The organism is Lysobacter enzymogenes (assembly GCF_017355525.1).
Classification (GTDB): Bacteria; Pseudomonadota; Gammaproteobacteria; order Xanthomonadales; family Xanthomonadaceae; genus Lysobacter; species Lysobacter enzymogenes_C.
This window is the reverse complement of record NZ_CP067395.1, coordinates 1,633,381-1,658,299: the sequence shown is the minus strand read 5'-3', so window position 1 is coordinate 1,658,299 and position 24,919 is coordinate 1,633,381. Positions and strand designations below refer to the sequence as shown.

At 70.4% G+C, this 24,919-nt stretch carries 14 protein-coding genes; 6 read left to right on the top strand and 8 right to left on the bottom strand.

What is annotated here, in order from left to right; genetic code table 11:
* Positions 1-240: 240 nt before the first annotated feature.
* The gene (locus JHW38_RS06770) at positions 241-2,988 is read right to left on the bottom strand and encodes a TonB-dependent receptor plug domain-containing protein (RefSeq protein WP_242691245.1); all 2,748 of its coding nucleotides are present in this window, start codon (positions 2,986-2,988) and stop codon (positions 241-243) included.
* A gap of 572 nt (positions 2,989-3,560) precedes the next feature.
* Here JHW38_RS06770 and apbC point away from each other — a divergent pair.
* The 3 genes from apbC to JHW38_RS06755 all read left to right on the top strand — a co-directional run bounded on the left by apbC (position 3,561) and on the right by JHW38_RS06755 (position 6,298).
* On the top strand, positions 3,561-4,625 hold the full coding sequence (gene apbC, locus JHW38_RS06765) for an iron-sulfur cluster carrier protein ApbC (RefSeq protein WP_207525218.1): 1,065 nt from the start codon (positions 3,561-3,563) through the stop codon (positions 4,623-4,625).
* 117 nt (positions 4,626-4,742) lie between these two features.
* On the top strand, positions 4,743-5,315 hold the full coding sequence (gene dcd, locus JHW38_RS06760; RefSeq protein ID WP_207525217.1) for a dCTP deaminase: 573 nt from the start codon (positions 4,743-4,745) through the stop codon (positions 5,313-5,315).
* A 470-nt stretch (positions 5,316-5,785) separates the two neighbouring features.
* Positions 5,786-6,298, top strand: coding sequence for an RDD family protein (locus JHW38_RS06755; protein WP_207525216.1), 513 nt, complete (start codon positions 5,786-5,788; stop codon positions 6,296-6,298).
* A 179-nt stretch (positions 6,299-6,477) separates the two neighbouring features.
* Here the strand turns inward: JHW38_RS06755 and JHW38_RS06750 are convergent, their stop codons facing one another.
* From JHW38_RS06750 to JHW38_RS06725, 6 genes are all read right to left on the bottom strand, one after another.
* Positions 6,478-6,777 carry a hypothetical protein gene (locus tag JHW38_RS06750; RefSeq protein ID WP_207525215.1) on the bottom strand — a complete coding sequence of 100 codons (300 nt, stop codon included), beginning with the start codon at positions 6,775-6,777 and terminating at the stop codon, positions 6,478-6,480.
* 125 nt (positions 6,778-6,902) lie between these two features.
* On the bottom strand, positions 6,903-7,571 hold the full coding sequence (pcp, locus tag JHW38_RS06745) for a pyroglutamyl-peptidase I (protein WP_207525214.1): 669 nt from the start codon (positions 7,569-7,571) through the stop codon (positions 6,903-6,905).
* The gene (locus JHW38_RS06740) at positions 7,568-8,521 is read right to left on the bottom strand and encodes a DUF979 domain-containing protein (RefSeq protein WP_207525213.1); all 954 of its coding nucleotides are present in this window, start codon (positions 8,519-8,521) and stop codon (positions 7,568-7,570) included. Before JHW38_RS06740 ends, pcp begins: the two co-directional genes overlap by 4 nt.
* Positions 8,518-9,240, bottom strand: a complete 723-nt coding sequence (locus JHW38_RS06735) for a DUF969 domain-containing protein (RefSeq protein ID WP_207525212.1) — start codon at positions 9,238-9,240, stop codon at positions 8,518-8,520. The genes JHW38_RS06740 and JHW38_RS06735 overlap by 4 nt, the downstream gene beginning before the upstream one ends.
* 70 nt (positions 9,241-9,310) lie before the next feature.
* The gene (locus JHW38_RS06730; RefSeq protein ID WP_207525211.1) at positions 9,311-10,054 is read right to left on the bottom strand and encodes a LamB/YcsF family protein; all 744 of its coding nucleotides are present in this window, start codon (positions 10,052-10,054) and stop codon (positions 9,311-9,313) included.
* A gap of 14 nt (positions 10,055-10,068) precedes the next feature.
* Positions 10,069-10,233, bottom strand: a complete 165-nt coding sequence (locus tag JHW38_RS06725) for a LiaI-LiaF-like domain-containing protein (RefSeq protein WP_091793749.1) — start codon at positions 10,231-10,233, stop codon at positions 10,069-10,071.
* An 18-nt stretch (positions 10,234-10,251) separates the two neighbouring features.
* Between JHW38_RS06725 and JHW38_RS06720 the strand changes: the two genes are divergently transcribed.
* The 3 genes from JHW38_RS06720 to JHW38_RS06710 all read left to right on the top strand — a co-directional run bounded on the left by JHW38_RS06720 (position 10,252) and on the right by JHW38_RS06710 (position 22,862).
* Positions 10,252-10,455: a hypothetical protein gene (locus JHW38_RS06720; RefSeq protein WP_207525210.1), complete on the top strand. Its 204-nt coding sequence runs from the start codon at positions 10,252-10,254 to the stop codon at positions 10,453-10,455.
* Positions 10,456-10,578: 123 nt separating this feature from the next.
* Positions 10,579-20,988 carry a hemagglutinin repeat-containing protein gene (locus JHW38_RS06715; RefSeq protein ID WP_207525209.1) on the top strand — a complete coding sequence of 3,470 codons (10,410 nt, stop codon included), beginning with the start codon at positions 10,579-10,581 and terminating at the stop codon, positions 20,986-20,988.
* A gap of 104 nt (positions 20,989-21,092) precedes the next feature.
* Positions 21,093-22,862 (top strand): ShlB/FhaC/HecB family hemolysin secretion/activation protein, encoded by a 1,770-nt coding sequence (locus tag JHW38_RS06710; RefSeq protein WP_207525208.1) that lies wholly within the window; start codon positions 21,093-21,095, stop codon positions 22,860-22,862.
* Between the two features lie 126 nt (positions 22,863-22,988).
* Here the strand turns inward: JHW38_RS06710 and JHW38_RS06705 are convergent, their stop codons facing one another.
* Positions 22,989-24,848: a DUF885 domain-containing protein gene (locus tag JHW38_RS06705; protein ID WP_207525207.1), complete on the bottom strand. Its 1,860-nt coding sequence runs from the start codon at positions 24,846-24,848 to the stop codon at positions 22,989-22,991.
* Between the last annotated feature and the right edge of the window lie 71 nt (positions 24,849-24,919).

Here is a 24,919-nt window from a genome sequence, read left to right as displayed (position 1 = left end):
GTGTTCTGCAAAGCATTGAAATTTATGTATTAAATCGGATAGGGCCGGCGCGCGAGAGCGCTCGGCGCAACCGCGAGCGGGCAATCAAATGCGGTCGAACTCACAATAAAAATCGATGCGTCCCCGTTTTTTGCCAACTTGAAGTTGGCTTATGGGCGCCGCCGCCGCCCGCCGCGCGGGCGAAAAAAAGCCCGGCCGAAGCCGGGCTGTGCGAACAAACTGCGGGCCTTGCGGCCGGTATCAGTTGAAGTTGTATTCCAGCTGCGCCGAGACCTCGCGGCCGATCGGGCTGTAGGCGTCCCAGAAGTACGGATAGGCGTCGAAGCCGCTGTCCTTGGGATGGAACTTGTTGAACACGTTGTTGACGAACACCGTGACCCGGGCCTTGTCGGTGATCTGCTTGCCGAGGTTGAGGTTCCACAGGAAGTACGGGGCGATGCGCCCGGTTTCCTGCCAGTTCGGCAGGCTGCCGTAGCGGGTCATGAACACCGTCGCGCTCCAGTCGTCGCGCTGCCAGTTGACCGAGCCGCGTACGCGGCTGCGGAAGGCGAAGTTGCCCGGGTCGTCGCGGTAGTCGCGATCGATCGGGTCGGTCGCCAGCAGCTGGCGCTCGCTCTTGAGCGTGTGGGTCCAGCCCAGTTCGGTGCGGAAGTCGCCGAAACGCTGGGTGCTGAAGCGCCAGTTCAGCGCGGCGTCGAAGCCGGACACGTGCAGCAGCGACTGGTTGACCGGGCCGCTGCGCACGCCGTCGATGCGCGGGGTCGGCTCGCCCGGCGCGTCGATGCGGCGCACGCGGCTGACGATCTCGCGGCAGAACGCCGAATCCGGCGAGAACTGGAATGGCTGGCGGGTGCGGGTCAGCCCGGTGCGGCAGCCGCCCTCGTTGTCGAGGATGTAGGCGCTGCTGAGGGTGGTGACCGCGTCGTCGAGCTTGATGTCGTAGTAGTCCACCGACATCGACAGGCCGTCGGTCACGTCCCAGACCAGGCCCGCGCCCCACGACTTGCCGGTTTCCTCGGTCAGGCTCGGCTCGCCCTTGCTGGTGGCGAACACCGCGTAGTTGTAGACCGAGCCCGTGCACGACGACGCCGCCAGGCCGGCGTTGAGGCAGCGGTAGGTATCCAGCGGGCTGGTGAAGCTGCCGCTGCCTTCGTTGAACACGAAGTGCATGTCCGGCGCCTTGAAGCTGGTCGAGTAGTTGCCGCGCAGCAGCAGGTTGTCGAACGGGCGCCACTCCAGGCCGTAGCCCCAGGTCTTGGCGTCGTCGACCGCGGTGATGTCGTCGTACTTGTCGTAGCGGCCGGCCAGGCTGGCCTTCAGCGAGGGCAGGATCGGAATCGAGAACTCCACGCCCGCGGCGGCGCGTTCGCGGTCGCCGCCGCCGTTGGTGCCGGTGAGGTTGTAGGTCTCGATCACCGTCGGCAGGATGCTGCGCGGCGACTTGAGGTCGTAGCCCTGCTTGGTGAAGTCGAGCACCGCGGCGAAGCCGAGCGGGCCGGCCGGCAGCTCGAACAGGTCGCCCGACAGGGTCGCGCTGCCCTGGGTCACCCACGACTTGGACTGGTACTTCAGCGTGTCCGACATCGCCCGGTACTGCTCCGGCGTCAGCGGGGTGTAGAAGCGATCGAGGTTGAGCTTGTAGCGCGGCGTGCCGGTGGTGTTCAGGCGCGGGCCGAAGAACCAGTCGGTGACCTTGGAGCCGTCCAGGCGCTGGCGGGTGCGTTCGGCGCGGTACTCGGCGCGGCCCAGGGTCACGTCCCAGTCGAAGCGGCCGATGGTGCCGCGCAGGCCGAACGCCGCGTCGAGCGACTTCTCGGTGTAGCGCTGGTACAGGCCGTCGAAGCCGCCGTATTCCTGCGGCGTCAGGATCCGGTTCATGTTGAGGTTGGCGTTGAAGCCGGTGTCGAACCAGGTGGTGACGCGGCCGGTGCCGTCGATGTGCGGGCCGCTGATCGACTCGGTGCCGCCGGACAGCTTGGACTTGGAGTAGAAGCCCTGCAGGCTGGCCCAGGCTTGCAGGCCGTCGCTGAAGTCGTAGGTGCCGTACAGATAACCCGACCAGTCGCTGTTGCCGTTGGCGATGGTCTGGTAGCCGACGTTGCCCCACGAGCCGCAGCCCTTGCCGAGGTTGGTCACCGCGCGCGAGCCGGCGACGACGGTGCGGAAGTTGTAGTCGACGAACTCGCCGCCGAAGCGCTCGCAGGCGCCCGGCGGCGGGGCGATGTAGGAATTGGCGGCGCCGCCCGGACGGTTCAGGCGCAGGCCGACGCTGGGCTGGTTGACGCCGAGCTCCGGGGTCGGGCGCGGATTGTCGTCGGCCGAATCCATGAAGCTGCGCTGGAACGCGAACACCGGTTCGTCGGCGAAGTACTCCAGCGCGTAGGTGACGCTCCACTTGTCGCCGGAGCGGCCGCCGACCCATTGCACGTTGCCGAAGTCGCCGCCGCCGGTGGTGGTGGTGCCGCCGCGCACGGTCAGCTTGTCGCCGTTGAAATTGGTCTTGAGCACGACGTTGATGACGCCGGCGACGGCGTCGGAGCCGTAGATCGCCGAGGCGCCGCCGGACAGGATCTCGATCCGGTCGACCGCGGCCGAGGGAATGTTGCCGAAGTTCTGGAAGTTGCTCTGGCCGTTGTACGGGAACGGATAGTCGGCCGCGCGGCGCCCGTTGATCAGCAGCAGAGTCCGGCCCGGGCCGAGGCCGCGCAGGTTGACCGGGCTGCCGTTCGGGGTGAAGCCGCCGGAGGCGCTGAGCTCGTTCTGGACCACGCCGCCGTTCTGGGTCAGCGTCGACAGCGCGTCGAACACGGTGACGAAGCCTTCGCGCTGGATCTGGGTGGAGCTGATCACGGTGACCGGCGAGGGCCCCTCGATCTGGGTGCGCTTGATGCGCGAGCCGGTGACGACCACGCCTTCGACGTTGGTGGTCTTCTTCGCGGTCGTGCCGGCGGCGGCCGGCTCGTCCTGCTGTGCGTGCGTCGTCCCCACGACGCCGCCGATCAAAATCGCGGCCGCAAGCGCCCGCGACAGCCTGCTCGGGCGCAGGCCGCTGTTGTGGTGTGCCATCTGGTTTTTTCCCCTGGAACGTTTGAGATGCGCGGTCGTCTGCCGCTTTGTGCCGACCTTGGCGGAAATTTTGTTCCTTCAGGTTGAAATTAACATGTGGTTAACCGTTCTGTCATCGAAAAAGCCATCGGAACGTGGAAATCCGTCACTGGCATTTTTATATCTATATGAAAAATAATAGTTTTATATTCGATTGTGAGTGCGAAACAGTGCCGAATTCGCCGCCGTATGGGGGATTTCAGGAGCGATTTCGGCCATTTCGTCGGATTGTTAGGCAATTTTGAATTGCAAATTCAGCCGGCGTTGTACCTCGTGCGGACGTGGCGGCCGTGTGCCGGCTCACCCCGGCGCCACATCCTGCGCCGCAGGCGCAGGACGGGACGTTTGTGCGGCGCAGGCCTTACCATGAGGCCCGGGCCGCGCGAGGCGGCCGCTGGTTTCCTTTCTAGAGCTTCCATGCCTCTCCATTTCCTTTGCCTTGCCGGACGTCCGGCATGAACGAATCGCTGCAGGCCGCGATCGCGGCGATCCACCTTCCCGACACCGATCTGAGCCTGGCCGACAGCGGCGCGCGGGTGCGCGCCGGCGCGGCCGACGGCCGGGTCGCGGTGTCGGTCACCGCCGGTTTCGCCCTCGAAGGCATGCGCGCCGGGCTCGAAGCCGCGATCGCCGCGGCGCTGGCGCCGCAAGGCCTGGCCCTGGCCAGCCTGGAGCTGATCGCGCGGATCGTCTCGCACGCGGTCCAGCCGAAGCTGTCGCCGCTGGCGAACGTGCGCAACCTGATCGCGGTCGGTTCGGGCAAGGGCGGGGTCGGCAAGTCGACCACCGCGGTCAATCTGGCCCTGGCACTGGCCGGGGACGGCGCCCGCGTCGGCGTGCTCGACGCCGACATCTACGGGCCCAGCGTGCCGACCATGCTCGGCGTGCACGGCAAGCCCGACAGCCCGGACGGCAAGCACATCGAACCGCTGCGCGCGCACGGCATCGAAGCGATGTCGATCGGCCCGCTGGTGGAACAGGACACGCCGATGATCTGGCGCGGCCCGATGGCGACCTCGGCGCTGACCACCCTGCTCAACGACACCCAATGGGGCGAGCTGGACTACCTGATCGTCGACCTGCCGCCGGGCACCGGCGACATCCAGCTGACCCTGGCGCAGAAGATCCCGGTCGCCGGCGCGGTGATCGTGACCACGCCGCAGGAAGTGGCGACGCTGGACGCGCGCAAGGCGCTGCGCATGTTCGAGAAGGTCGAGGTGCCGGTGCTGGGCCTGGTCGAGAACATGGCGGTGCACGTGTGCTCGAACTGCGGCCACGCCGAGCACCTGTTCGGCGACGGCGGCGGCGCGCGCATGGCCGCGCAGTACGGCGTGCCGCTGCTCGGCAGCCTGCCGCTGGAGATCGCGATCCGCGAGCACGGCGACGCCGGCGTGCCGGTGGTCGCCGCGCAGCCCGATTCGGCGGCCGCGCGCGCGTACCGCGGCACCGCGCGCCGGCTGGCCGCGGAACTGGCGCGGCGTCCGCGCATGGCGCCGTCGATTTCCGCCTCGCTGCTGTAAGCGCGGCGCGGGCCGGCGCGCTGCCGCAGCCCTTACAATCCGGGACCGGACGCGCCTGTCGCCCGACCCCCAAACGCAGACCGCGCGGCTCCGGCCGCGCCCCCGAAGGAACACCGCATGAGCATCAAGTCCGACCGCTGGATCCGCCGCATGTCCGAACGGCCGCAAGGCATGATCGAGCCGTTCGAACCCGGCCAGGTCAAGCAGTCCGCCGACGGCCAGCGCATCGTCAGCTACGGCACCTCCAGCTACGGCTACGACGTGCGCTGCTCGCGCGAGTTCAAGGTGTTCACCAACATCAACTCGACCATCGTCGATCCCAAGCATTTCGACAGCGGCAGCTTCGTCGACGTGGAATCGGACGTGTGCATCATCCCGCCGAACTCGTTCGCGCTGGCGCGCACGGTCGAGTACTTCCGCATCCCGCGCGACGTGCTGGTGGTGTGCCTGGGCAAGAGCACCTACGCGCGCTGCGGCATCATCGTCAACGTGACCCCGCTGGAGCCGGAGTGGGAAGGCCACGTGACCCTGGAATTCAGCAACACCACGCCGCTGCCGGCGCGCATCTACGCCAACGAGGGCGTGGCGCAGATGCTGTTCTTCCAGTCCGACGAAGTCTGCGAGACCTCGTACAAGGACCGCGGCGGCAAGTACCAGGGCCAGGTCGGCGTGACCTTGCCGCGGACCTGAGGCGCGGCGCGTTCGCGCTTGGTTTTTTGAGTCCGGAACTGCGGCCCTGAGGCTTGCGGCTCTCGTAAGGGAGCCTGCAGGCCCGACGCTTTCGTTGCGGCTTCTTCGCGGGTCGGGCGGCAAGCGTCGCGACTGAAGTCCCTCCCGCAAGACGATTCCCCGTCGATGGGTTGCCTGCTCCGGCCTCGCGGGGATTGCGTTCGCGCGCGCCGCGCGCAAGCCTGCGGCGGCCCTGACGGACGCGGTTGTCTCTGCGGATCGGCGCCGCCCATGCCGGACGGCGCCGTCCGCGCGTCGCGGTTTTTCGCGCAACCTGCGCAGCGGCGCTGCCCGCGCGCGCCATCGCAGGCCGAAAAGGACTGTGACCGGTGCAGCCGATCGCGGTTTTGCCTGCTATCTTTCCCGGGCCCAACGTGGGCCGCGCGACGGGGAATCGCGCGGACCCATCCACCCCTGCAAGGAGTAGACGAATGGACCCGCAAAACCCTTACCAGAGCCCGCAGTCGGAACTGACCGCGCACAGCGGCGGCGATCAGGAACTGGCCGAACGCGGCACCCGCCTGGTCGCCGCGATCATCGACGGCGTCATCATGATGGTGTTGATGCTGCCGCTGATGGCCATCGGCGGCTATTTCACCGCGATCATGCAGGCCGCGCAGGCGGGCCAGCAGGCCTACGGCCTGCAGATCATGTGGGGCCTCGGCGGCCTGCTGCTGTTCTTCGCGGTGCAGTACCTGCCGCTGAGCCAGAGCGGCCAGACCTGGGGCAAGCGGGTGATGAAGATCAAGATCGTCGACCAGGACGGCAACAAGCCCGACCTGGCCACGCTGATGGGCAAGCGCTACCTGTTCCAGCAGGGCATCGGCCTGATTCCGTGCCTCGGCGCGATCATCATCCTGGTCGACGTGCTGATGATCTTCCGCGAAGACCGCCGCTGCCTGCACGACCAGATCGCCGGCACCCGCGTGGTGATCGCGCGCTGAGTCCGGCGCGAACGTCGCGAACGAAAAAGCCGGCGCTGCAAGCGCCGGCTTTTTTATTTTCGGTGGCGCCCTGTAGGAGCGGCGCGAGCCGCGACTGCGACAACGCACCTACGCCGCAACGTTCGCCGCGGTTGCGTTGTCGCGGTCGCGGCTCGCGCCGCTCCTACAGGTAGCTGCCGTCAGGTGCGCGGCTTTTGATAGGTGACGAAGAAACCCTGCAGATCGCCGTTCTCGATATACGGCTCGACGCTGACCACGTCGTAGCCGCGGGTGGCGAAGGCCTGATGCGCGCGGCTCAGCGCGTTGGCCGCGCCCTGGTTGCGGAAGCCCCAGGTCGCGTCGACCCACAGCGTCACCGCGTGCAGGTTTTTGTCGGCCGCGTCCTGCGCGACCTGGTCGGGATTCTTGTCGAACAGGCCGGCGTGGGCCGGGGCGACGGCGGCCGCGGCGAGCAGGACGGCGAGCAGGATGCGGCGCATGAAGATTCTCCGGCGGTGCGGCCGCGACGGCCGCGAGCGATGGCGATGCCGGCGGCTAGCCGGCGAAGGGGTTCGACACCGGCGGCCGGCCGGCGAAGGGGTTCGACGCCGGCGGCGCGCCGGCGTCAGTGCTCGGCGCCGCCGGCGAGGCGGTGGTCGAGCGGCGTGGCCAGCGCGGTTTCGATCATCGCGCGCAGGGCGCGGACCACGCTGTCGGTGTCCAGGCTCGGCGCGCCGGCGTGGCGCGCGGCTTGCGCGGGAGAATACGGGATGTGGATGAAGCCGCCCCGAACCCGCGCGTCGCCGCGCAGATGCAGTTCGTGCATCAGCCCGTAGAAGACGTGGTTGCACACGTAGGTGCCGGCGGTCTGCGAGATTTCCGCCGGCAATCCGGCCTCGATCAGGGCCGCGCGCATCGCCTTGATCGGCAGCGAACTGAAGTACGCGGCCGGGCCGCCGGCGACCACCGGCTCGTCGATGGGCCGGGCGCCGAGGTTGTCGGCGATGCGCGCGTCGTCGACGTTGATCGCCACGCGTTCCAGCGACAGTTGCGCGCGGCCGCCGGCCTGGCCGATGCACAGCACCAGCGCCGGCGCCAGCGCGTCGAGGCGTTCGCGCAGCTGCCGCAGCGAGGCGCCGAACGCCACCGGCAGGCAGTCGGCGACGACGCGGCGGCCGCCGATGCGTTCGCCGTCCAGGCGCCGCACCGCGTCCCAGCTGGGGTTGCCGGCTTCGCCGCCGAACGGCGCGAAACCGGTCAGCAGCACCGGCGCGGGTTCGTCGCGGCGGCTCATCGCAGCGCGATCCAGTACATCAGCAGCACGTTGCACGCCAGCAGCAGCGCGCCGGTCGGCCACTGCGCGCGGATCACCCCGTAGGGATCCTTGAGTTCCAGCAACGCCGCCGGCACCAGGTTGAAATTGGCCGCCATCGGCGAGAACAGCGTGCCGCAGTAGCCCGAGAGCATGCCGATCGCGGCCAGCGGCGCGGGGTCGGCGTGGTGGTGGCCGACCAGCAAGGGCAGGGCGATGCCGCCGGTCATGACCGGGAACGCGGCGAAGGCGTTGCCCATGATGACCGCGAACAGCGCCATGCCCACCGCGTAGGCGACGACCACGGCGAAGGCGTTGTCGACCGGGATCGCCATGCGCACCACCCCGGCCACCGCCTGGCCGACGCCGCCGGCTTCGAACACGCTGCCGAGCGTGGCCAGCAGCAGCGGCAGCAGCGCCGCCCAGCCGATCGCGTCGACCAGCCGGCGCGATTGCTCGATGCCGCTCCAGGCGCTCTGCCGGGTCAGCCGGCAGGCCGCGACCAAGGCGACGATGCAGGCGAACGCCAGCCCGATCAGGGTGATGTTGGCGGTTTCCAGCAGCGGCGCGTCGCCGATGCGCAGGTATTTGAGGCCCAGCGCGAACGCCAGCGTGACCGCCGGAATCAGCAGCGCCGGCCAGAACAGGCGGTTGCCCAGGCGCAGCGATTCCTGCTGTTTTTCCTGCTCGCCGGTTTCGGCGTAGCGGCCGCGCCCGAGCCCGCCGCAGCCGGCCAACAGCGCCAGCGCGACCACGCAGGCGCCGACGACCTTGTTCGGCAGATGTTCGGCGAAGAACATCAGCGCCGCGATCAGGCCCCAGAACGCGGCCGTGGTCCAGCGCTTCGGATTGCCCGCATCGCGCGCGCCGCGCCAGGCCAGCGCGCCGAAGTACAGGCCCAGCAGCCAGTAGACGAAATCCAGCCCGATCATGCGTCGCGCGCCTGGTCGGCGAGCGCGGCGACTTCGGCGGCGCGCTGGCGGTGCAGCCGGCGGATCATCTGGCGCTCGAAGCGCAGCACCCGCACGCAATGGATCAGGAACGCGCAGACCGCGGTCGGGATGCCCCACAGCGCGATGTGCAGCGGGTCGAGGTTCAGCCCGTGCTCCTTGAAGAAACTCTGGATCAGCAGCACCGCGCCGAACGCGATGAAGATGTCCTCGCCGAAGAACAGGCCGACGTTGTCGGTGCCGGCGGCCATCGCGCGGATGCGCTGGCGGGTGTCCTCGTCGAGATCGCCGTGGCCGGCCTGGGCCGCGCCCTCGGCCATCGGCGCCAGCAAAGGGCGCACGGTCTGCGGATGGCCGCCGAGGCTGGTCAGGCCGACCGCCGAGGCGAGCTGGCGCATCAGCAGGTAGGCGATCAGCAGGCGCGCCATGGTCGCTCCGCGCAGGCGCGCGACCCAGCGCTGGGCGTGTTCCTTGAGGCCGTGGCGCTCGAGCAGGCCGATCACCGGCAAGGTCAGCAGGAACAGCAGCAGGAAGCGTTTCTCGGTGTAGGCCTTGCCGAGCACCTCGAGCACCTGCAGCGGCGAGATCTGCGCGGCCAGGCCGGTGATGAAGCCGGCGGCGACCACCACCAGGGCCGGGTTGAGCCGCAGCACGAAGCCGAGCGCGAGCGCGGCGACGCCGATCAGGGGCCAATAGTTCATGCGGCGGAGTCCTCGCGTGGCGGAAGCGAAATCGGATGGAAGCGATCCTTCGCCGTGCGTACCGCCGCGGTCACAATGCCGCGACCCTCACGCCGTCGGCTTCGAGCGCGGCGCGCACCGCGCGCGCGAACTGCGGCGCGTCGCTGCGGTCGCCGTGCAGGCACAAGGTGTCGGCGCGCAGTTCGATCGACTCTCCGCCGGCGGCGCGCACGCGCCCGTGCACGGCGAGCTCGCGCACCTGCGCGACCGCCTCGTCGAGCGATTCGATCACCGCGCCGGGTTGGCCGCGCGGCAGCAGCCGGCCGTTGGCGGCGTAGCCGCGTTCGGCGAACACCTCGTGGGCGACGCGCAGGCCGCGGCGCGCGGCCGCGTCGGTGAGTTCGGACTGGGCCAGGCCGAACACGATCAGGCCCGGATCGAAGCCGGCCACCGCGGCGGCGATGGCCTCGGCCACGTCGCGGTCGTCGGCGGCGAGGTTGTACAGCGCGCCGTGCGGCTTGAGGTGGGTCAGGGCGACGCCTTCCTCTGCGGCGATCGCCGCTAGCCGCGCCAGCTGATCGCGCACCAGCGCGACGACCTGCTCGCCGCTCAGCGCCAGCGCGCGGCGGCCGAAGTGCTCGCGGTCGGCGTAGCCCGGATGCGCGCCGGCGGCGACGCCGTGGGCGCGGCACAGGCGCAGGGTGTCGCGCATCGTCGCCGCGTCGCCGGCGTGGCCGCCGCAGGCGATGTTGGCCGAGGTCACATAAGGCAGGATCGCCGCATCGTCGCCGCAGCCTTCGCCGAGATCGCAGTTGAAATCGATGCGTGCGGACATGGCGCGAGGCGCGCTCAGTTGCGCTTGAACAACAGGCCCAGGCCGACCGCGATCAGGATCGCCGGCCACCAGGTCACCAACAGCTTGGTCACGCTGAGATTGGTGAAGCCCAGGTTGTTGAGCAGGAACAAGGTGCCGATGACGATCAGGATCAGGGCGCCGACGACGTGGGATTTCATGGGTGGGTCTGGTTCCGGGTGAACGTACCGGTCGCGCTGGCCGGTACAGGCGACCGCAGTCTAGTGGGGCGGCGCGGTTTTTCCCAATCCCGGCGGGAAAAGGCCATCGGCGCAGATACTGTGATCGATTGGCGCAAGCACTGTGATTTATTGCCGCAGTTCATTGAATTCATTAAAGAACTCGCGAAGCGGCCTGGCGTGATTGCGCTCACGATTCGATAAAAAATCCGCGCCGGCGGCGTGCGGGCATGGGGGCGCGCGCAAGCAGGCTCGTCTTGTCAGGGGAGCGCGGCCAGTCAGGCCTTGAGACCGCGCACCACCGAACATTTCTCACGGACGACCGTTATGACTCCCCTCCCGAGCTTCCTGCCTCGCGCCGCCGCTGTCGGCGCGGGGCGCCGCCCTGTGTTGAAGCCGCTGGCCGCCGCGCTGACGGTGCTGTGCGCCGCGCTCGCGGCGCCGCCCGGCTACGGCCAGATCGTCGCCGCGCCCGACGCGCCCGGCGCGCAACGGCCGGTGCTGCTGACCGCGCCGAACGGCGTGCCGCTGATCAACATCCAGACCCCGTCGGCCGCCGGGGTCAGCCGCAACGTCTACCAGCAGTTCAACGTCGATCCGCAGGGCGCGATCCTCAACAACGCCCGCACCAACGCCCAGACCCAGCTCGGCGGCTGGGTCCAGGGCAATCCGCAACTGGCCGGCGGCGGCGCTCGGGTCATCCTCAACGAAGTCAACGGCGGCGATCCCAGCCGTCTGCGCGGCTATCTGGAAGTCGCCGGCCAACGCGCCGAAGTGGTGATCGCCAACCCCGCCGGCATCGCGGTCGACGGCGGCGGCTTCATCAACGCCAGCCGCGCGACCCTGACCACCGGCACGCCGCAGCTCAGCGCGATCGGCGGCCTCGACGGCTACCTGGTCCGCGGCGGCACCGTCAGCATCGAAGGCAAGGGCCTGGACCTGAGCCGCACCGACTACGCCGCGATCCTGGCGCGCGCGGTCCAGGCCAACGCCGGCATCTGGGCCGGCGAGCTCAAGGTGGTGACCGGCGCCAACCGCATCGACGCCGATCACGGGCGCATCGAAACGATCGCGGCCGGCGGCGCCGCGCCGGCCTACGCGCTCGACGTGGCCGCGCTCGGCGGCATGTACGCCGGCAAGATCGCGCTGATCGGCACCGAGGCGGGATTGGGCGTGCGCAACGCCGGCACCGTGCAGGCGGCGTCGGCGCAAGCCGGCGCGGGCCTGGCCGGCGCCGGGCAGCTCGTGGTCACCAGCGCCGGCCGGCTGGAAAATCTCGGCACCCTGCAAGGCACCACCGACGTCGCGCTCAGCGCCGCGGCGCTGGCCAACAGCGGGCGCGTGTCCAGCGGCGGCAACCTCAAGATCGCCACGCAGGGCGACCTGAGCAATGCCGCGGCGGGCAAGGGCGGCACCATCGAAGGCGGCCGGCTGGAACTGGGCAGCGCCAGCGGCGACGTCGACAACCGCGGCGGCACCTTGCGCCAGACCAGCCGCGCGGGCGTGGTCTTGAACGCGCCGAAGCTCAGCAACGTCGGCGGCGTCATCGGCCAGGAACCGATCGCGCAGACGCCGACCCCAGGCACCGACCCCGGCACGCCCGGCGGCGGCACTCCGGGCGGCGGCACGCCCGGCGGCGGCACCCCGGGCACCGGCACGCCCGGCACCGGCACGCCCGGCACCCGCGAACCCGGCGGCGGCATCGTCCCGCCGCCTTACGTGCCGCTCTCGCCCGGCGCGATCGCCGCGGCCGGCGCCTTGCGCAACGACGGCGGCCGGATCTACCTCGGCGGCGCGATCGATCTCGACAGCGCCGACCTCGACAACCGCGGCGGCAGCCTCAGCGTCGCGCGCATGAGCATCGCCCAGCCGCGCTTCGACAATCGCGGCGGCACCCTGGATGTCAGCGAACGGTTCGACGCCCGCGTCGAACAGTTCGACAACCGCGGCGGCAAGCTCAACGCCGGCCGCCTGAACATCGCCGCCAGCGGCGAACTGCTGAACCAGGACGGCACGCTGTCGAGCACCGGCGATGCCGCGCTGAGCGTCGGCGGCCGCTTCGACAACGCCCGCGGCACGGTCGCGGCGAACGGCGCGCTGAGCATCGCCGCCGCTGCCGCGCTGGACAACCGCGGCGGCACGCTGGCGTCCAATCGCGATGCCGCGATCGGCGCCGGCGCGCTCGACAACGGCAAGGGCACGATCCAATCGGCGCAGGGCAACGCGCGCCTGAGCATCGCCGGCGCGTTCGACAACGGCGACGGACAGACCGCCGCCGCGGGCGACCTCAACGTGTCCGCGCGCGAACTCAGCAACCGCGGCCAGCTGCGCGCGGGCAACGATGCCGCGCTGGCGCTGACCGCCGGTTTGAGCAACAGCGGTGCGATCACCGCCGGGCGCCATTTGAACGTCGCCGCCGGCAGCGTCGCCGGCGACAGCGGCGGCGTGCTCGGCGCCGGCGTGCAGGCCGACGGCAAGCTCGGCGCGGCCGGCGACCTGCGCGTGGACGCCAGCGGTGCGGTGGTCGTGCGCGGCACCCAGCTCGCCGCCGGCGGCGCCAGCCTCAGCGGCGCCAGCCTGGACCTGTCCGGCGGCCAGACCAGCGCGGCCGAGATCGCGCTGCGCGCGCGCCAGGGCGACGTGCTCGCGAGTCGGGCCAACGTGGTCGCGAGCGGCCGCCTCAGCATCGATGCCGATGCCGCCGCGACGCAGTCGCTGGTCAACGAAGGCGGCCGCTTGCAGGGCGGCCAGATCGAACTGCGCGCCGGCAACCTCCGCAACGCCCAGGGCGGCGAGATCGTCCAGACCGGCACCGCCGCGGCGCTGCTGTCCGCGCGCGGCACGCTCAGCAACGACGGCGGCCGCATCGCGGTCAACGCGGCCGACCTGAGCCTGCGCGGCGCGACCATCGGCAACGCCGGCGGCAAGATCGAGCACGCCGGCAGCGGCACGCTGAGCATCGCCGGCGGCCGCTTCGACGGCGACAACGGCCAGATCGCCGGCAACGGCGCGCTCGCGGTCGACCTCAGCGGCGCGTTCAACCACAACGGCGCCAAGACCGGCGCCAAACAGGTGTCGATCCAGGCCGGTTCGCTGGCCAACCGCGGCGGCCAGATCGTCCACGGCGGCGACGGCGAAGCGCGCGTGAGCGTCGCCGGCGCGCTCGACAACGACGGCGGCGCGATCGCCGCCAACGCCGCGGCGCGGATCCAGGCCGGCAGCCTCAGCAACCGCGGCGGCAGCCTGCGCGCCGCGCAGAACTCCGACCTGCGCATCGACGTGGCGCAGACCCTGGACAACCGCGGCAACGGCGACATCGCCGCCGGCGGCAACGCGGTGCTGCGCGTCGGCGCGCTCGACAACAGCGGCGGCCGCATCGCCGCGGTCGCCGACCTGGACGTGCAGGCGCTCGCGGCGCTGAACAACCTCGGCGGCACGCTCGCGGCCAACGGCAATGCGCGGCTCTCGGCCGAGCGGCTCGACAACAGCGGCGGCACGATCGCCGCGGTGCGCGGCGGCCTGCAAGTCGCCACCGTGTCGACGACCCGCAACGACGCCGGCAAGCTGCAGTCCGGCGGCGCGCTGAGCCTGAGCAACGGCGGATTCAGCAATGCCGGCGGACAGGTGTTCGGCGACAGCGTGTCGATCGATACCCGCGGGCAGGCCTTGGACAACCGCGGCAAGGGCGTGATCGCCGCGACCCAGGGCCTGGATCTGAGCTCCGGCGCGTTGAACAACGACGCCGGCCTGATCCAGTCCGGCAAGGCGCTGCGCATCGACACCCACGGCGCGGCGCTGAGCAACGCCGACGCCGCTGGCGGCGCCAACGGCCAGGGCGGCATCAGCAGCGGCGACACGCTGACGTTGACGGCCGGCGCGGTCGACAACCGCGCCGGCTCGATCGCGGCCAAGCGCGCGCTCGTCGCCGACACCGGCGCCTTCGCCAACACCGGCGGCGGCGTGGTGCTCGGCGAAGACAGTGTGCTGATCGACACCCACGGCGCGGGCTACGACAACCGCGGCGGCCAGACCTTGGCCAAGAGCGACCTGACCCTGCGCGCCGGCGCGATCGACAACACCGGCGCGCTGATCCGCGCGCTCGGCGCGGTGTCGCTGCAAGCCGGCAGCGTCGTCAACGCGGCGACCCAGGGCGCGGGGCAGGGCATCGAAGGACGCGACGTCAACCTCGCCGCGGCGACGCTGGACAACCGCAGCGGCGCGATCCGCGCCGACCGCAACGTGGTCCTCGCCAGCGCCGGACGCATCGACAACAGCGGCGGCCTGATGTCGGCCGCAGACACCCTGGACATCCTCGATCCCAACCGCGCCAATCCCGGCGCCAAGACGCTGGAGCTGGTCAACACCGGCGGCACCCTGGTCGCCGACAAGAACCTGCGCATCGACGCCGCCGGTTTCAGCGGCGACGGCCGGGTGCTGTCGAACCAGGACCTGAGCATCGCGCTGAGCCGCGACGTGGTCCAGACCGGCGAAGTCGCCGCCAACCGCGACCTCAGCTACGCCACCGCCGGCACCCTGACCCAGCAAGGCAAGCTGATGGCGGGGCGGACGTTGACCGTCAGCGCGGCGACGCTCGACAACCGCGCCGGCGGCGAAATCGTCGGCGCCACCACCGTGGTCGGCACCGGGCACCTCATCAACCGCGGCCTGATCGACGGCCGCGACACCCGCATCGACGCCGGCACCGTCGACAACCTCGGCAGCGGCCGCATCTACGGCGACAACGTCTCGATCGGCGCCGGCACCGTCAACAACGACGTCGAGGGCGCCCAGTCCGGCACCATCGCCGCGCGCGCCACGCTCGACATCGGCGCGGGCACGATCAACAACCGCGAGCACGCGCTGATCTTCAGCGCCGGCGACATGAGCCTCGGCGGCGCGCTCGACGCGCAACGCCGCGCGACCGGCCGCGGCGGCACGCTCAACAATCTCAGCGCCGAGATCGAATCGCTCGGCGACATGGCCATCGCCATGAACCGGATCAACAACCACGACGTACACCTGCGCATCGGCACGCCGGCCAATCCGGCCAAGGCGCCGCTGATCGCGATCGCGCCGATCGGCGCGGACCGCATGTACCTGCCCGACGAGGTCATCTACGCGCCGGGGTCGCCGTTCGTGTACGCGCGCAATCCCGACGGCTCGCCGGGGGAATTGCTCTCCAGCGAAGGCTACGGCCTGTGGACGACGATCTACGCGGTGACCGAGGACACCGCGACCGACGCCGACCCCTCGCGCATCGTGTCCGGCGGCGACATGCTGCTGGACGGCAACCTGCACAACCGCGGCAGCCGCATCGTCGCCGGCGGCGACCTGACCACCGTCGGCGAAGTCTTCAACGAAGGGCTCAACGGCAACCGCAACATCAAGCGGGTGTTCACCGTCATCAACCACGAGGGCAAGCTGGTCGGCGGCGGCGCGCTGTCCGACATCAACGAAACCTTCGAACTCAACAAGTACGAGCCGCAACGCAACGTCAACGCGGTGCAGGGCTACAACCCGGGCGCCGCCGGCGCTACCGGCGTCAACGCCGCGATCGGCGGCGCCGGCGCGGTCGGCGGGGCTGGCGCGCAAACCATGATCGAAGTGCCGGCCAACGTCGGCGGCGTCGCGCGCGCGTCCGGCGCCGCGGCCGGCGCGGCCAATGGCGGCGCCGGTGCCGACGGCACCGGCGGTTCCGAATCGGTGCCGATGGTGGTGCGCACGCGTTCGCCCGATGCGACGGTGCCGCGCGCCAGCCTGTTCGGCCTGCGCCCGGATTCGGCCAGCCGTTACCTGATCGAAACCGATCCGCGCTTCACCGACCAGCGCCGCTGGCTCAGCAGCGACTACCTGCTCAGCCGCCTCGGCATGGACGGCAACCTGACCCAGAAGCGCCTCGGCGACGGTTTCTACGAGCAGAAGCTGATCCGCGAGCAGATCGCGCAACTGACCGGTTACCGCTACCTGGAGGGCTTCGGCAACGACGAAGCCCAGTACGCCGCGCTGATGAACGCCGGCGCCACCTTCGCCGCGCAATACGGCCTGCGCCCCGGCGTGGCGCTGAGCGCGGCGCAGATGGCGCAGCTGACCAGCGACATCGTCTGGCTGGTCGAGCAGACCGTGGCCCTGCCCGGCGGCGGCAGCCAGCGCGTGCTGGTGCCGCAGGTGTACGTGCGGGTGCGGCCGGGCGACATCGACGGGTCCGGCGCGCTGCTCAGCGGCGCCACCACCCGCATCGACAGCGCCGGCGGCGTGGTCAACACCAGCACCATCGCCGGCCGCCAGTTGCTGGCGATCAACGCGCAGAACATCGACAACCTCGGCGGGCGCATGGACGGCGGCCAGGTCAACCTCAACGCGCTCCACGATCTGAACAACATCGGCGGCAGCATCAACGCGCGCGACGCGGCGATGCTGACCGCCGGCAACGACATCAACATCCGCACCACCACCGGCAACGCCATTGGTCTGCTGACCGGCAGCAACATCGACCGGATCGCCGGCGTCTACGTCAGCAATCCCGGCGGCATCCTGCTGGCCTCGGCCGGACGCGACGTCAACCTGGCCGGCGCGGTGCTGGCCAATGCCGGCGCGGACGGACGCACCCTGGTCAAGGCCGGGCGCGACGTCACCGTCGGCACGGTGACCCAGGGCTATTCGGCCTATGCCACCGGCCGCAGCGGCAACACCAAGGCCAGCGGCATGGCCGCGCAGACCAGCGAGGTCGGTTCGGCGATCCTCGGCGGCGGCAGCGTCGCCATCGTCGCCGGCCACGACGTCAACGCGCGCGCGGCCACGGTCGCGGCCGCCGGCACCCTGGCGGTCGACGCCGGCAACGACATCCGCATCGATGCCGGCGTGCGCGCCGACTCGGTGCTGACCACGCAGGAATCCTCCGGCCGCAAGATGCTGGTGCGCAGCAGCAGTTCCAAGCTCGACGGCGAGAACAGCGTCAGCGCGATCGGCAGCAATCTGTCCGGGCGCGATGTGGTCCTGTCGGCCGGCAACGACCTGATCGTGCGCGGCAGCGAAGTCAACGCCGAACGCCAGGCGGTGCTTAGCGCCGGCCGCGACGTGCGCATCGAAAGCGCGCAGGAGTACAAGCAGACCGCCAGCTTCTCCTCGAGCAAGAGCAGCGGCCTGTCGCGCGGCATCGCCGAGGGCATCAACTACACCAGCAACAAGGCCAGCCAGTTCAAGATCGGCAACGGCGTCAGCCAGGCCGGCAGCCGCATCACCGGCACCGACGTCAGCATCGACGCCGGCCGCGATGCGCAGATCGTCGCCAGCAAGGTGCTGGCCGACCGCGACATCGCCATCACCGCCGGCCGCAACATCGACATCCTGGCGGCGTACAACACCGACAGCACGATGTCGGCCAGCGACAAGAACGACCTCAGCCGCAACCTCAAGCCGGGCGCGGCGCCGAACCAGACCTTGTACAGCCGCACCCGCAAGGGCGAAGACGGCACCGGCCAGACCAGCAAGGCGGTGACCAGCACCCTCAGCGCCAACGGCGGCAATCTGTCGCTGATCGCCGGCGTCGACGCCAAGTACCAGGGCACGGGGCAGGGCAACGTCACCACCGAAGGCGCCAACCTGCTCGCCAAGGACCGGGTCGGCATTTCCGGCAACGCGGTCAACCTGATGGCGGCGACCTCGACCGAGTTCAGCAAGAAGCACACCGAGAGCAGCAGCCACACCCTCGGCGCCGAGCTGTCGGGCACCGTCGGCGGCAAGATCACCGGCCTGTACAAGCAACTGGAGAAGGCGCGCACCGCCACCGACAAGCGCGAGCAGGGCGCGGCGGCGCTGAAGGCCGGCTACGACGCCTACAAGTTCGCCAACGACGATTCGCTCGGCAAGAAGATCGCCGGCGGCGTCGATCAGGCGGCGATCGACAAGGCGGTGGCCGCCGGCAGCAGCGAAGCGGCGATGGGCAATTCGCCCGGCGGCGCGGCCTTCGGCGTCAGCGTCAGCGAAAACCGCAGCCGCAGCCGCGAAGACACCGCCACCTTCAGCACCACCCAGCGCGGCACCGAAATCCAGGCCGGCCGCATCGACGTCACCGCGCGCGAAAGCGACATCAACATCCAGGGCGGCAAGCTGCAGGCGCGCGACATCGCCCTGGACGCCAAGCGCGACGTGAACCTGTTCGCGGCGCAGAACACCTCGGCGACCCTGGGCAGCAGCTCGGGCAGCTCGTTCGGCGGCGGCGCCACGGTCGGCTTCGGCTCGCAGAACGGCGTCAGCGTGCAGGTCAGCATGGGCGGAAGCCGCGGCCGCACCACCGGCTTCGAGGTCGTCCACGACAACGCCCGCCTGACCGCGACCGATTCGCTGTCGATCAAGAGCGGCCGCGACACCAACCTGCGCGGCGCGCAGCTGGCCGGCGAGAGCGTCAAGCTGGACGTCGGCCGCGATCTCAACATCGAGACCCTGCAGGACGTCACCCAGTACGCCAGCGACAAGAGCAGCCGAGGCCTCGACCTGAGCCTGTGCATTCCGCCGATCTGCTACGGCGAATACGTCTCGGTGACCGCCAAGTACTCCAGCGAATCGGTCGACCACAGCTACCGCAGCGCCGGCGGCCAGAGCGGCATCACCGCGGGCTCGGGCGGCTACGACATCCGCGTGCGCGGCAACACCGATCTGGTCGGCGGCGCCATCGTCAGCACCGCGACGCCGGACAAGAACCGGCTGAGCACCGCCAGCCTGACCAGCCGCGACCTGGAGAACCAGCAGGCGACCAGTTCGTCCAGCAGCAGCGTCAACCTGAGTTTCAGTTCCGGCTCCAACGCCTATGCGCAGGGCACCGGCCTCGGCGATCAGCTCCTGGCCAACGCCGGCCGCAATCTGCGCTCGAACCTGGCGGCCGGCAGCAACGGCCTGCCGGCCGACGGCGAGCAGCGCAGCCATACGCTGAGCGTCATCAGCCCCGGCAGCGTGACCATCACCGGCACCGGCGACGCCGGGATCGACGCGCGCAGCGCGGACAACGTCGCCGCGCTGACCGTGCGCGATCCCAAGACCGCGAACGATCCGCTCAAGAACAGCCTGACCCTGCAGCAGGCCGCAGAGATTCCCAAGCGCCAGGCCGAAGCGCAGAAGCGGCTGGAACTGGCCGACAAGGTCGGCGGAGTGATCTCCGGCGCGATCGGCGACATCAGCGGCGCCTTGAACAAGGAGCTGCAGGACCAGGAGAACAAGCGCGCCGCGGCGGCCAAGGAGGAGCCGAGCAAGATCACCGCCTGGGCCGACGGCTCGCTGGAGAAGACGGCGCTGCACGGCCTGGCCGGGTTGATCCAGGCCAAGATCGCCGAAGGCAACGGTTCGGCCGGCTTCCTCACCGGCGCGTTGAACGAGCAACTCGCGCCGCTGATGGCGCAGTTCCTGGAAAGCCAGGGCATCAAGCGCGACAGCGTCGCGTTCAAGGAGTTGATGAAGACCGGCTCGACCCTGCTCGGGATCGCGGTCGGCACCGCCGCCGGCGGACGCACCGATGTCGAGATCAACGCCGCGGTGGCCAGCAACGGCACCAGCCAGAACTTCCTCAAGCACGATCAGGCCGCGCAGATGAAACGCGACTTCGACGCCTGCAAGGCGCGCGGCAGCGCCTGCGGCGACGAGGAGATCAAGGCGATCGCGAGCCGCTACATGGCGTTGTCGCAGCAGAACATCGATCAGGTCCGCGCCTACATCCGCGCCGGCGACGTCGCCGGCGTGGCGGCGCTGGAAGGGCAGGCCGCGACCGCGGCCGCGATCGACGAGGCGATTCCGTTCGGTTACGGCGGCATGGCCGATGTGTTCCGCGGCTGGCAGAACAACATCCACCAGTTGGGCACGGTCGGCGGCGTCGGCGCGATCGGCGGAACCGACGTGCAGCAGGCGACCGAGGTCGCGCAGTTCCGTCGCGATTACTGCGTCGGCATGAGCGGCGGCGCTTGCGATGAAGCGGTGAAGCAAGCGCTCGACGACCGCGTCGCCCGCTACTGGGCGCTGTCGGCGATCAGCGCGGGCGTGCCGCTCGCGGTGCGCGCGGTCGGCGGGCTGCGGCCGTCGACGCGGACGCCGGCGCCCGCGCGTACGCCGCAAGAACCCTCGCCGATCGTCGGCGACGGCGATCTGCCGAACGTCTACGACCTGCAGAAGCAGCAGGTGGCGCGGCAAGTGCGGCAGATGACCTTGGCCGACATCGAAGGGCCGAGCGTGTTCGTCATGCCCGAGCAGGGTCAGCGCATCAGCGGGCAAAACGCCGGCGTGCGCCTGGGCGCGTGGGGCGACGGGCCCAACGGTCTGGGCACCGAGATCGTCCAGCAGTTGTCGCCCGGCGGACGTTCGCTGATGAACGGCCGCGGCAACGGCCCCGACTACATCGGCGGCCAGATCGACACGGCCAAGAAGATCATCAGCGGCTTCGAGATCAAGACCACCGACACCGACAACCGTCAGCGGGTCGGCGATCTGCCGACGCGGATGCGCGACTGGATCACCGAGGCGGCGACCGGAAAGATCAAGGGCCAGCCGATCAGCGCCGCCGACCAGGCCTATGCGCAAGGCTTGAACGATCTGCTCCAGCAGGGCTACACGATCAAGGCCTATGTGGTCGAAGTCGCGGTGCCGAAGCAGGGGCAAACGGCGCGGCCGACAGTGATGGTGACGCCGTTCCCGGTCCCCAAGGGCACGCCGAGGCCGGGCACCGCGCCGCCGCTGCCGCCGCCGCCGTCCAAGAACTGAGGCGCGATCCGCACGGCGCCGCGACGACGCGGCGCCCTGCGGCCGTTTGCGGCGGCGTCCACCGACGCCCGCCGATTTGAACCACCTTTTTCAGGGGAAGTACTTTGAACACATCCGATCGCATCGCGGCGCGCGCGGCCGCGTGCGCCGCGTTGAGCGTCTGCGCCGTCGCCGCGCCCGGCTGGGCCTGGGCCCAGACCGCCACCACCCCGCAACCCATCATCGAGCAACAACGCCAGCAAGAACGCGAACGCGCCCTGCGCGAGCAGAACGAACGCAGCGTCGACGAACGCCTGCCGACGCCGGCGGCGCCGGCGCAGCGCATCGCCGACAACGAATCGCCGTGCTTCCGCATCGACCGCATCGTCTTGACCGGCGAGCAGGCGCAACGCTTCCAATGGGCGGTCGCCGACCTGTCCGGGCCCGACCGCGACGACTCGCCGATCGGCCGCTGCCTCGGCACGGCCGGGATCAACACCCTGCTCGAACGCGCGCAGCAACGCGCGATCGAGCGCGGCTGGGTGACCACGCGGATCCTGGCCGCGCCGCAGGACCTGGCGTCGGGGCGATTGACCTTGACCGTCGTCCCCGGCCGGATCGCCGCGATCCGGCTCAAGGACGGGTCGAACGTGCCCTTGCTCGGCGCCGATGCGCTGTTGCGCAGCGCGATTCCCGCGCGTCCCGGCGACCTGCTGAACCTGCGCGACATCGAGCAGGGGCTGGAGAACCTCAAGCGCGCGCAGACCGCCGATGCCGACATCCGCATCGAACCGTCCGCCGCCGCCGACGCCAGGCCCGGCGACAGCGATCTGGTCGTGCAGTACGTGCAGGCGAAGAAGTGGCGGCTGACGCTGAGCGCCGACGACAGCGGCACCGATTCGACCGGGCGCAACCAGGGCGGGATCACCGCGTCGCTGGACAACCCGTTCGGGCTCAACGACCTGTTGTACGTCAGCTACAACCATTCCCTCGCCAGCCCGCTGTTTCGCGGCGCCGACAAGGGCACCGACAGCCGCACCGCGCACTACTCGCTGCCGTACGGCTATTGGGCGCTGAGCCTGACCGGTTCGCGCAGCGGCTATCGCCAGACCGTGGCCGGGCTCAACCAGACCTACGAGTATTCCGGCGAAAGCGACAACGCCGAGGTGCGGCTGTCGCGGCTGCTGTACCGCGACCAGATGCGCAAGACCGCGCTGGCGCTGCGCGCGTTCCGCCGCGGCTCGCACAACTTCGTCGACGACACCGAAATCCAGGTGCAGCGGCGCACCGTCGGCGGCTGGGAGCTGAGCCTCAACCACAAGGAATTCGTCGGCAAGGCCAGCGTGGAGGCGAATCTGTCGTACCGCCGCGGCACCGGCGCGTTCGGCGCCATCGCCGCGCCGGAGCAGCCGTTCGGCGAGGGCACCTCGCGGCTGAAGCTGATCGGCGCCGAAGTCAACGTCTCGCTGCCGTTCAAGCTGCGCATCGGCGCGAGCGAGCGCGGCTTTCGTTACGTCGGTCTGGCGCGCGGGCAATGGAACCGCACGCCGCTGACGCCGCAGGACCGCTTCGCGATCGGCGGGCGCTATTCGGTGCGCGGCTTCGACGGCGAGACCAGCCTGCTCGGCGACCGCGGCTGGCTGGTCCGCAACGACCTGGGCTGGGCCTTGCCGCAGGGCGGCGCGGAGCTGTACCTGGGGCTGGATTACGGCCGGGTCGGCGGGCGTTCGGCCGCCGACCTGCTCGGCCGCGAACTCGCCGGCGGCGCGCTCGGCGTGCGCGGCGCGTGGAAACGCTTGAACTACGACGTGTTCATGGGCGCGCCGATCGTCCGCCCGCGCGGTTACCCGACCGCGGACGTGACCTTCGGCTTCAGCCTGCTGGCGGGGTTCTGATCCGCCGTTCGCGGTCGCGGACCGGCGCCGCGCCCCGTGCCCGCCGGGGATAAAAAAGCGGGGCCGCGAACGGCCCCGTGTTCCAAGCGAAAGATCTCGCCAAATCGAATTCGTTGCGCGGCGCGCTTACTTCGCGGCGCCGTCCTTGCCTGCGGCCGGCGGCGCGGTGGCCGCAGCGCCGGCATCGGCCGGCGCCGCCGCAGCGGGCGCGCCCGCAGCCGGCGCGCTCCACAGCTTGGTCTCGGCCTTGCCGCCCATCATCTGCGCGCGCACCAGCGGCACCGGCGGGCCGCCGTAGCTCAGGAACTGGTCGTGGAAGGCCTTCCAGCCCGCGCGGCCGCCGTGGCTCGCGGTCCAGTCCTCGCGCAGCTGCATGATCATCAGCTTGCCGAGGGTGTAGTTGAGGTAGGCCGGGTCGTAGGTGCCGCGCGCGGCCTGCTGGCGGGCGTTGCCGGGGTCCTGGAAGGCCTTGTCCTTGAACATCTGCTCGGACTGGGCCACGGTCATGCCGCCGGTGTGCAGGCCGATCGCCGAGAGATAGCGCACGTCGCGCAGCAGCGCGTTGGTGAGCTGGCCGATGTGGATCTCCGGGGTGGCGCCGTCGAGGCCGGCGTCGAACATCATCTCCTCGGTGTAGTGCGCCCAGCCTTCGGTGTAGGCGTAGCCGACGAACAACTGGGCGAACTTCCACTGCGAGCGGTTGGCGTGCAGGAAGTGCAGGAAATGCCCCGGCCAGACTTCGTGCGCGGAGGTGAACAGCAGGTCGGCCTTGCCCGGCACGTACGCGTCCTGTTCGGCCTTGGGCCACTTCGGATCGGGCGGGGCGATGTAGTAGACCGAGGGCAGGTTCTTCTCGTACGGCCCCGGAATCTCGATGTAGGCGAAGTTGTTGCGGTTGAACGGCGGCGCTTCCTCGACCTTGGCCTGCTCGGTGCCGGGGATGCTGACCAGGTCCTTGTCGACCACGAACTGGCGCAGCCCCGCGAGCTGCGCGCGCGCGCCTTCGACCGCGCCGCCGACCGGCTTGTCGGCGCCGGCCTTGTCGACGCAGGCCTGCAGCGTCTGGCCCTTGGCGTAGGCCTCGCAGGCGCTCTTGAGCGCGGCCAGATTGCGCGCCAGATCGGCTTCGCCGACGGCCTTGAGCTGGTCCAGCGGCAGATCGACGCCCTCGGTGGCCTTGAGCATGCGCGCGTACTTGTCCGCGCCCAGGGCGAAGTCCTGGGTCGCCTGCGCCTTCTGCTGGCTCAGGTGATCGGCCAGGCCCTGCATGGCTTCGATGGCCTTGGCGTTGGACGCGGCGAAGCGCTTTTGCAGCGCCTCGTCCTTGACCTCGGCGAACGCGGCGGGCACGTCGGTCTTGAAGAACTGGGCCATGCCGCCGAAGCCCATCACGCCCAGGTCGATGTAGGTCGCCGGCAGCGGGCCCTTGAGGTTGGCGCGGATCTGCTCGGCGGCCTTGGGCAGCGCTTCCTGGTACGCGGCGAACGCGGCCATGCGCTGTTCCAGCGGCGCGTAGGGGCGGGTCAGGTACATGCTCGGCGACAGGTCGCCGAGGTAGAAGGCCGGGTTCTTGGTCGCGAAGCCGGAGTCTTCCAGCCAGAACAGCTGGCCGTCGATGGTCGCCAGCACGTAGTCGCGCTGGAAGCGCTGGCCGGCGTCGAGGCGGTCGTCGCCGAACGCGGCCACCGCGTCGCGCTGCTGGTGCAGCCACTGGATGTTGCCCTGCAAGGCCTGCGGCGAGTAGTCCGGCAGCTTGCCGTCGAACTCGTGCTTGCCGGCGCCGGCGGCGGCGACCGGGTTGCGTTCGAAATAGCCCTGCAGGAAGCCGTCGACGGCGGCGTTCCACTCGGCGCCGGCGGCGGGCTTGGCGGCGGCCGGCGCGGCGGCCGCGTCGGCGGCGGGCGGGGCGGTTTCGGACTTGCAGCCGGCGATCAGCGCGGCGGCGACGCAGGCGGACAGGGACAGCAGGCGCAGGCTGGATCGCATTGCAGGGGTCTCCGGGTGGCCAGGGCGGGCGCGGCGGACGGGCCGCGCGGGCAGGGCGTTACGGCCGACCA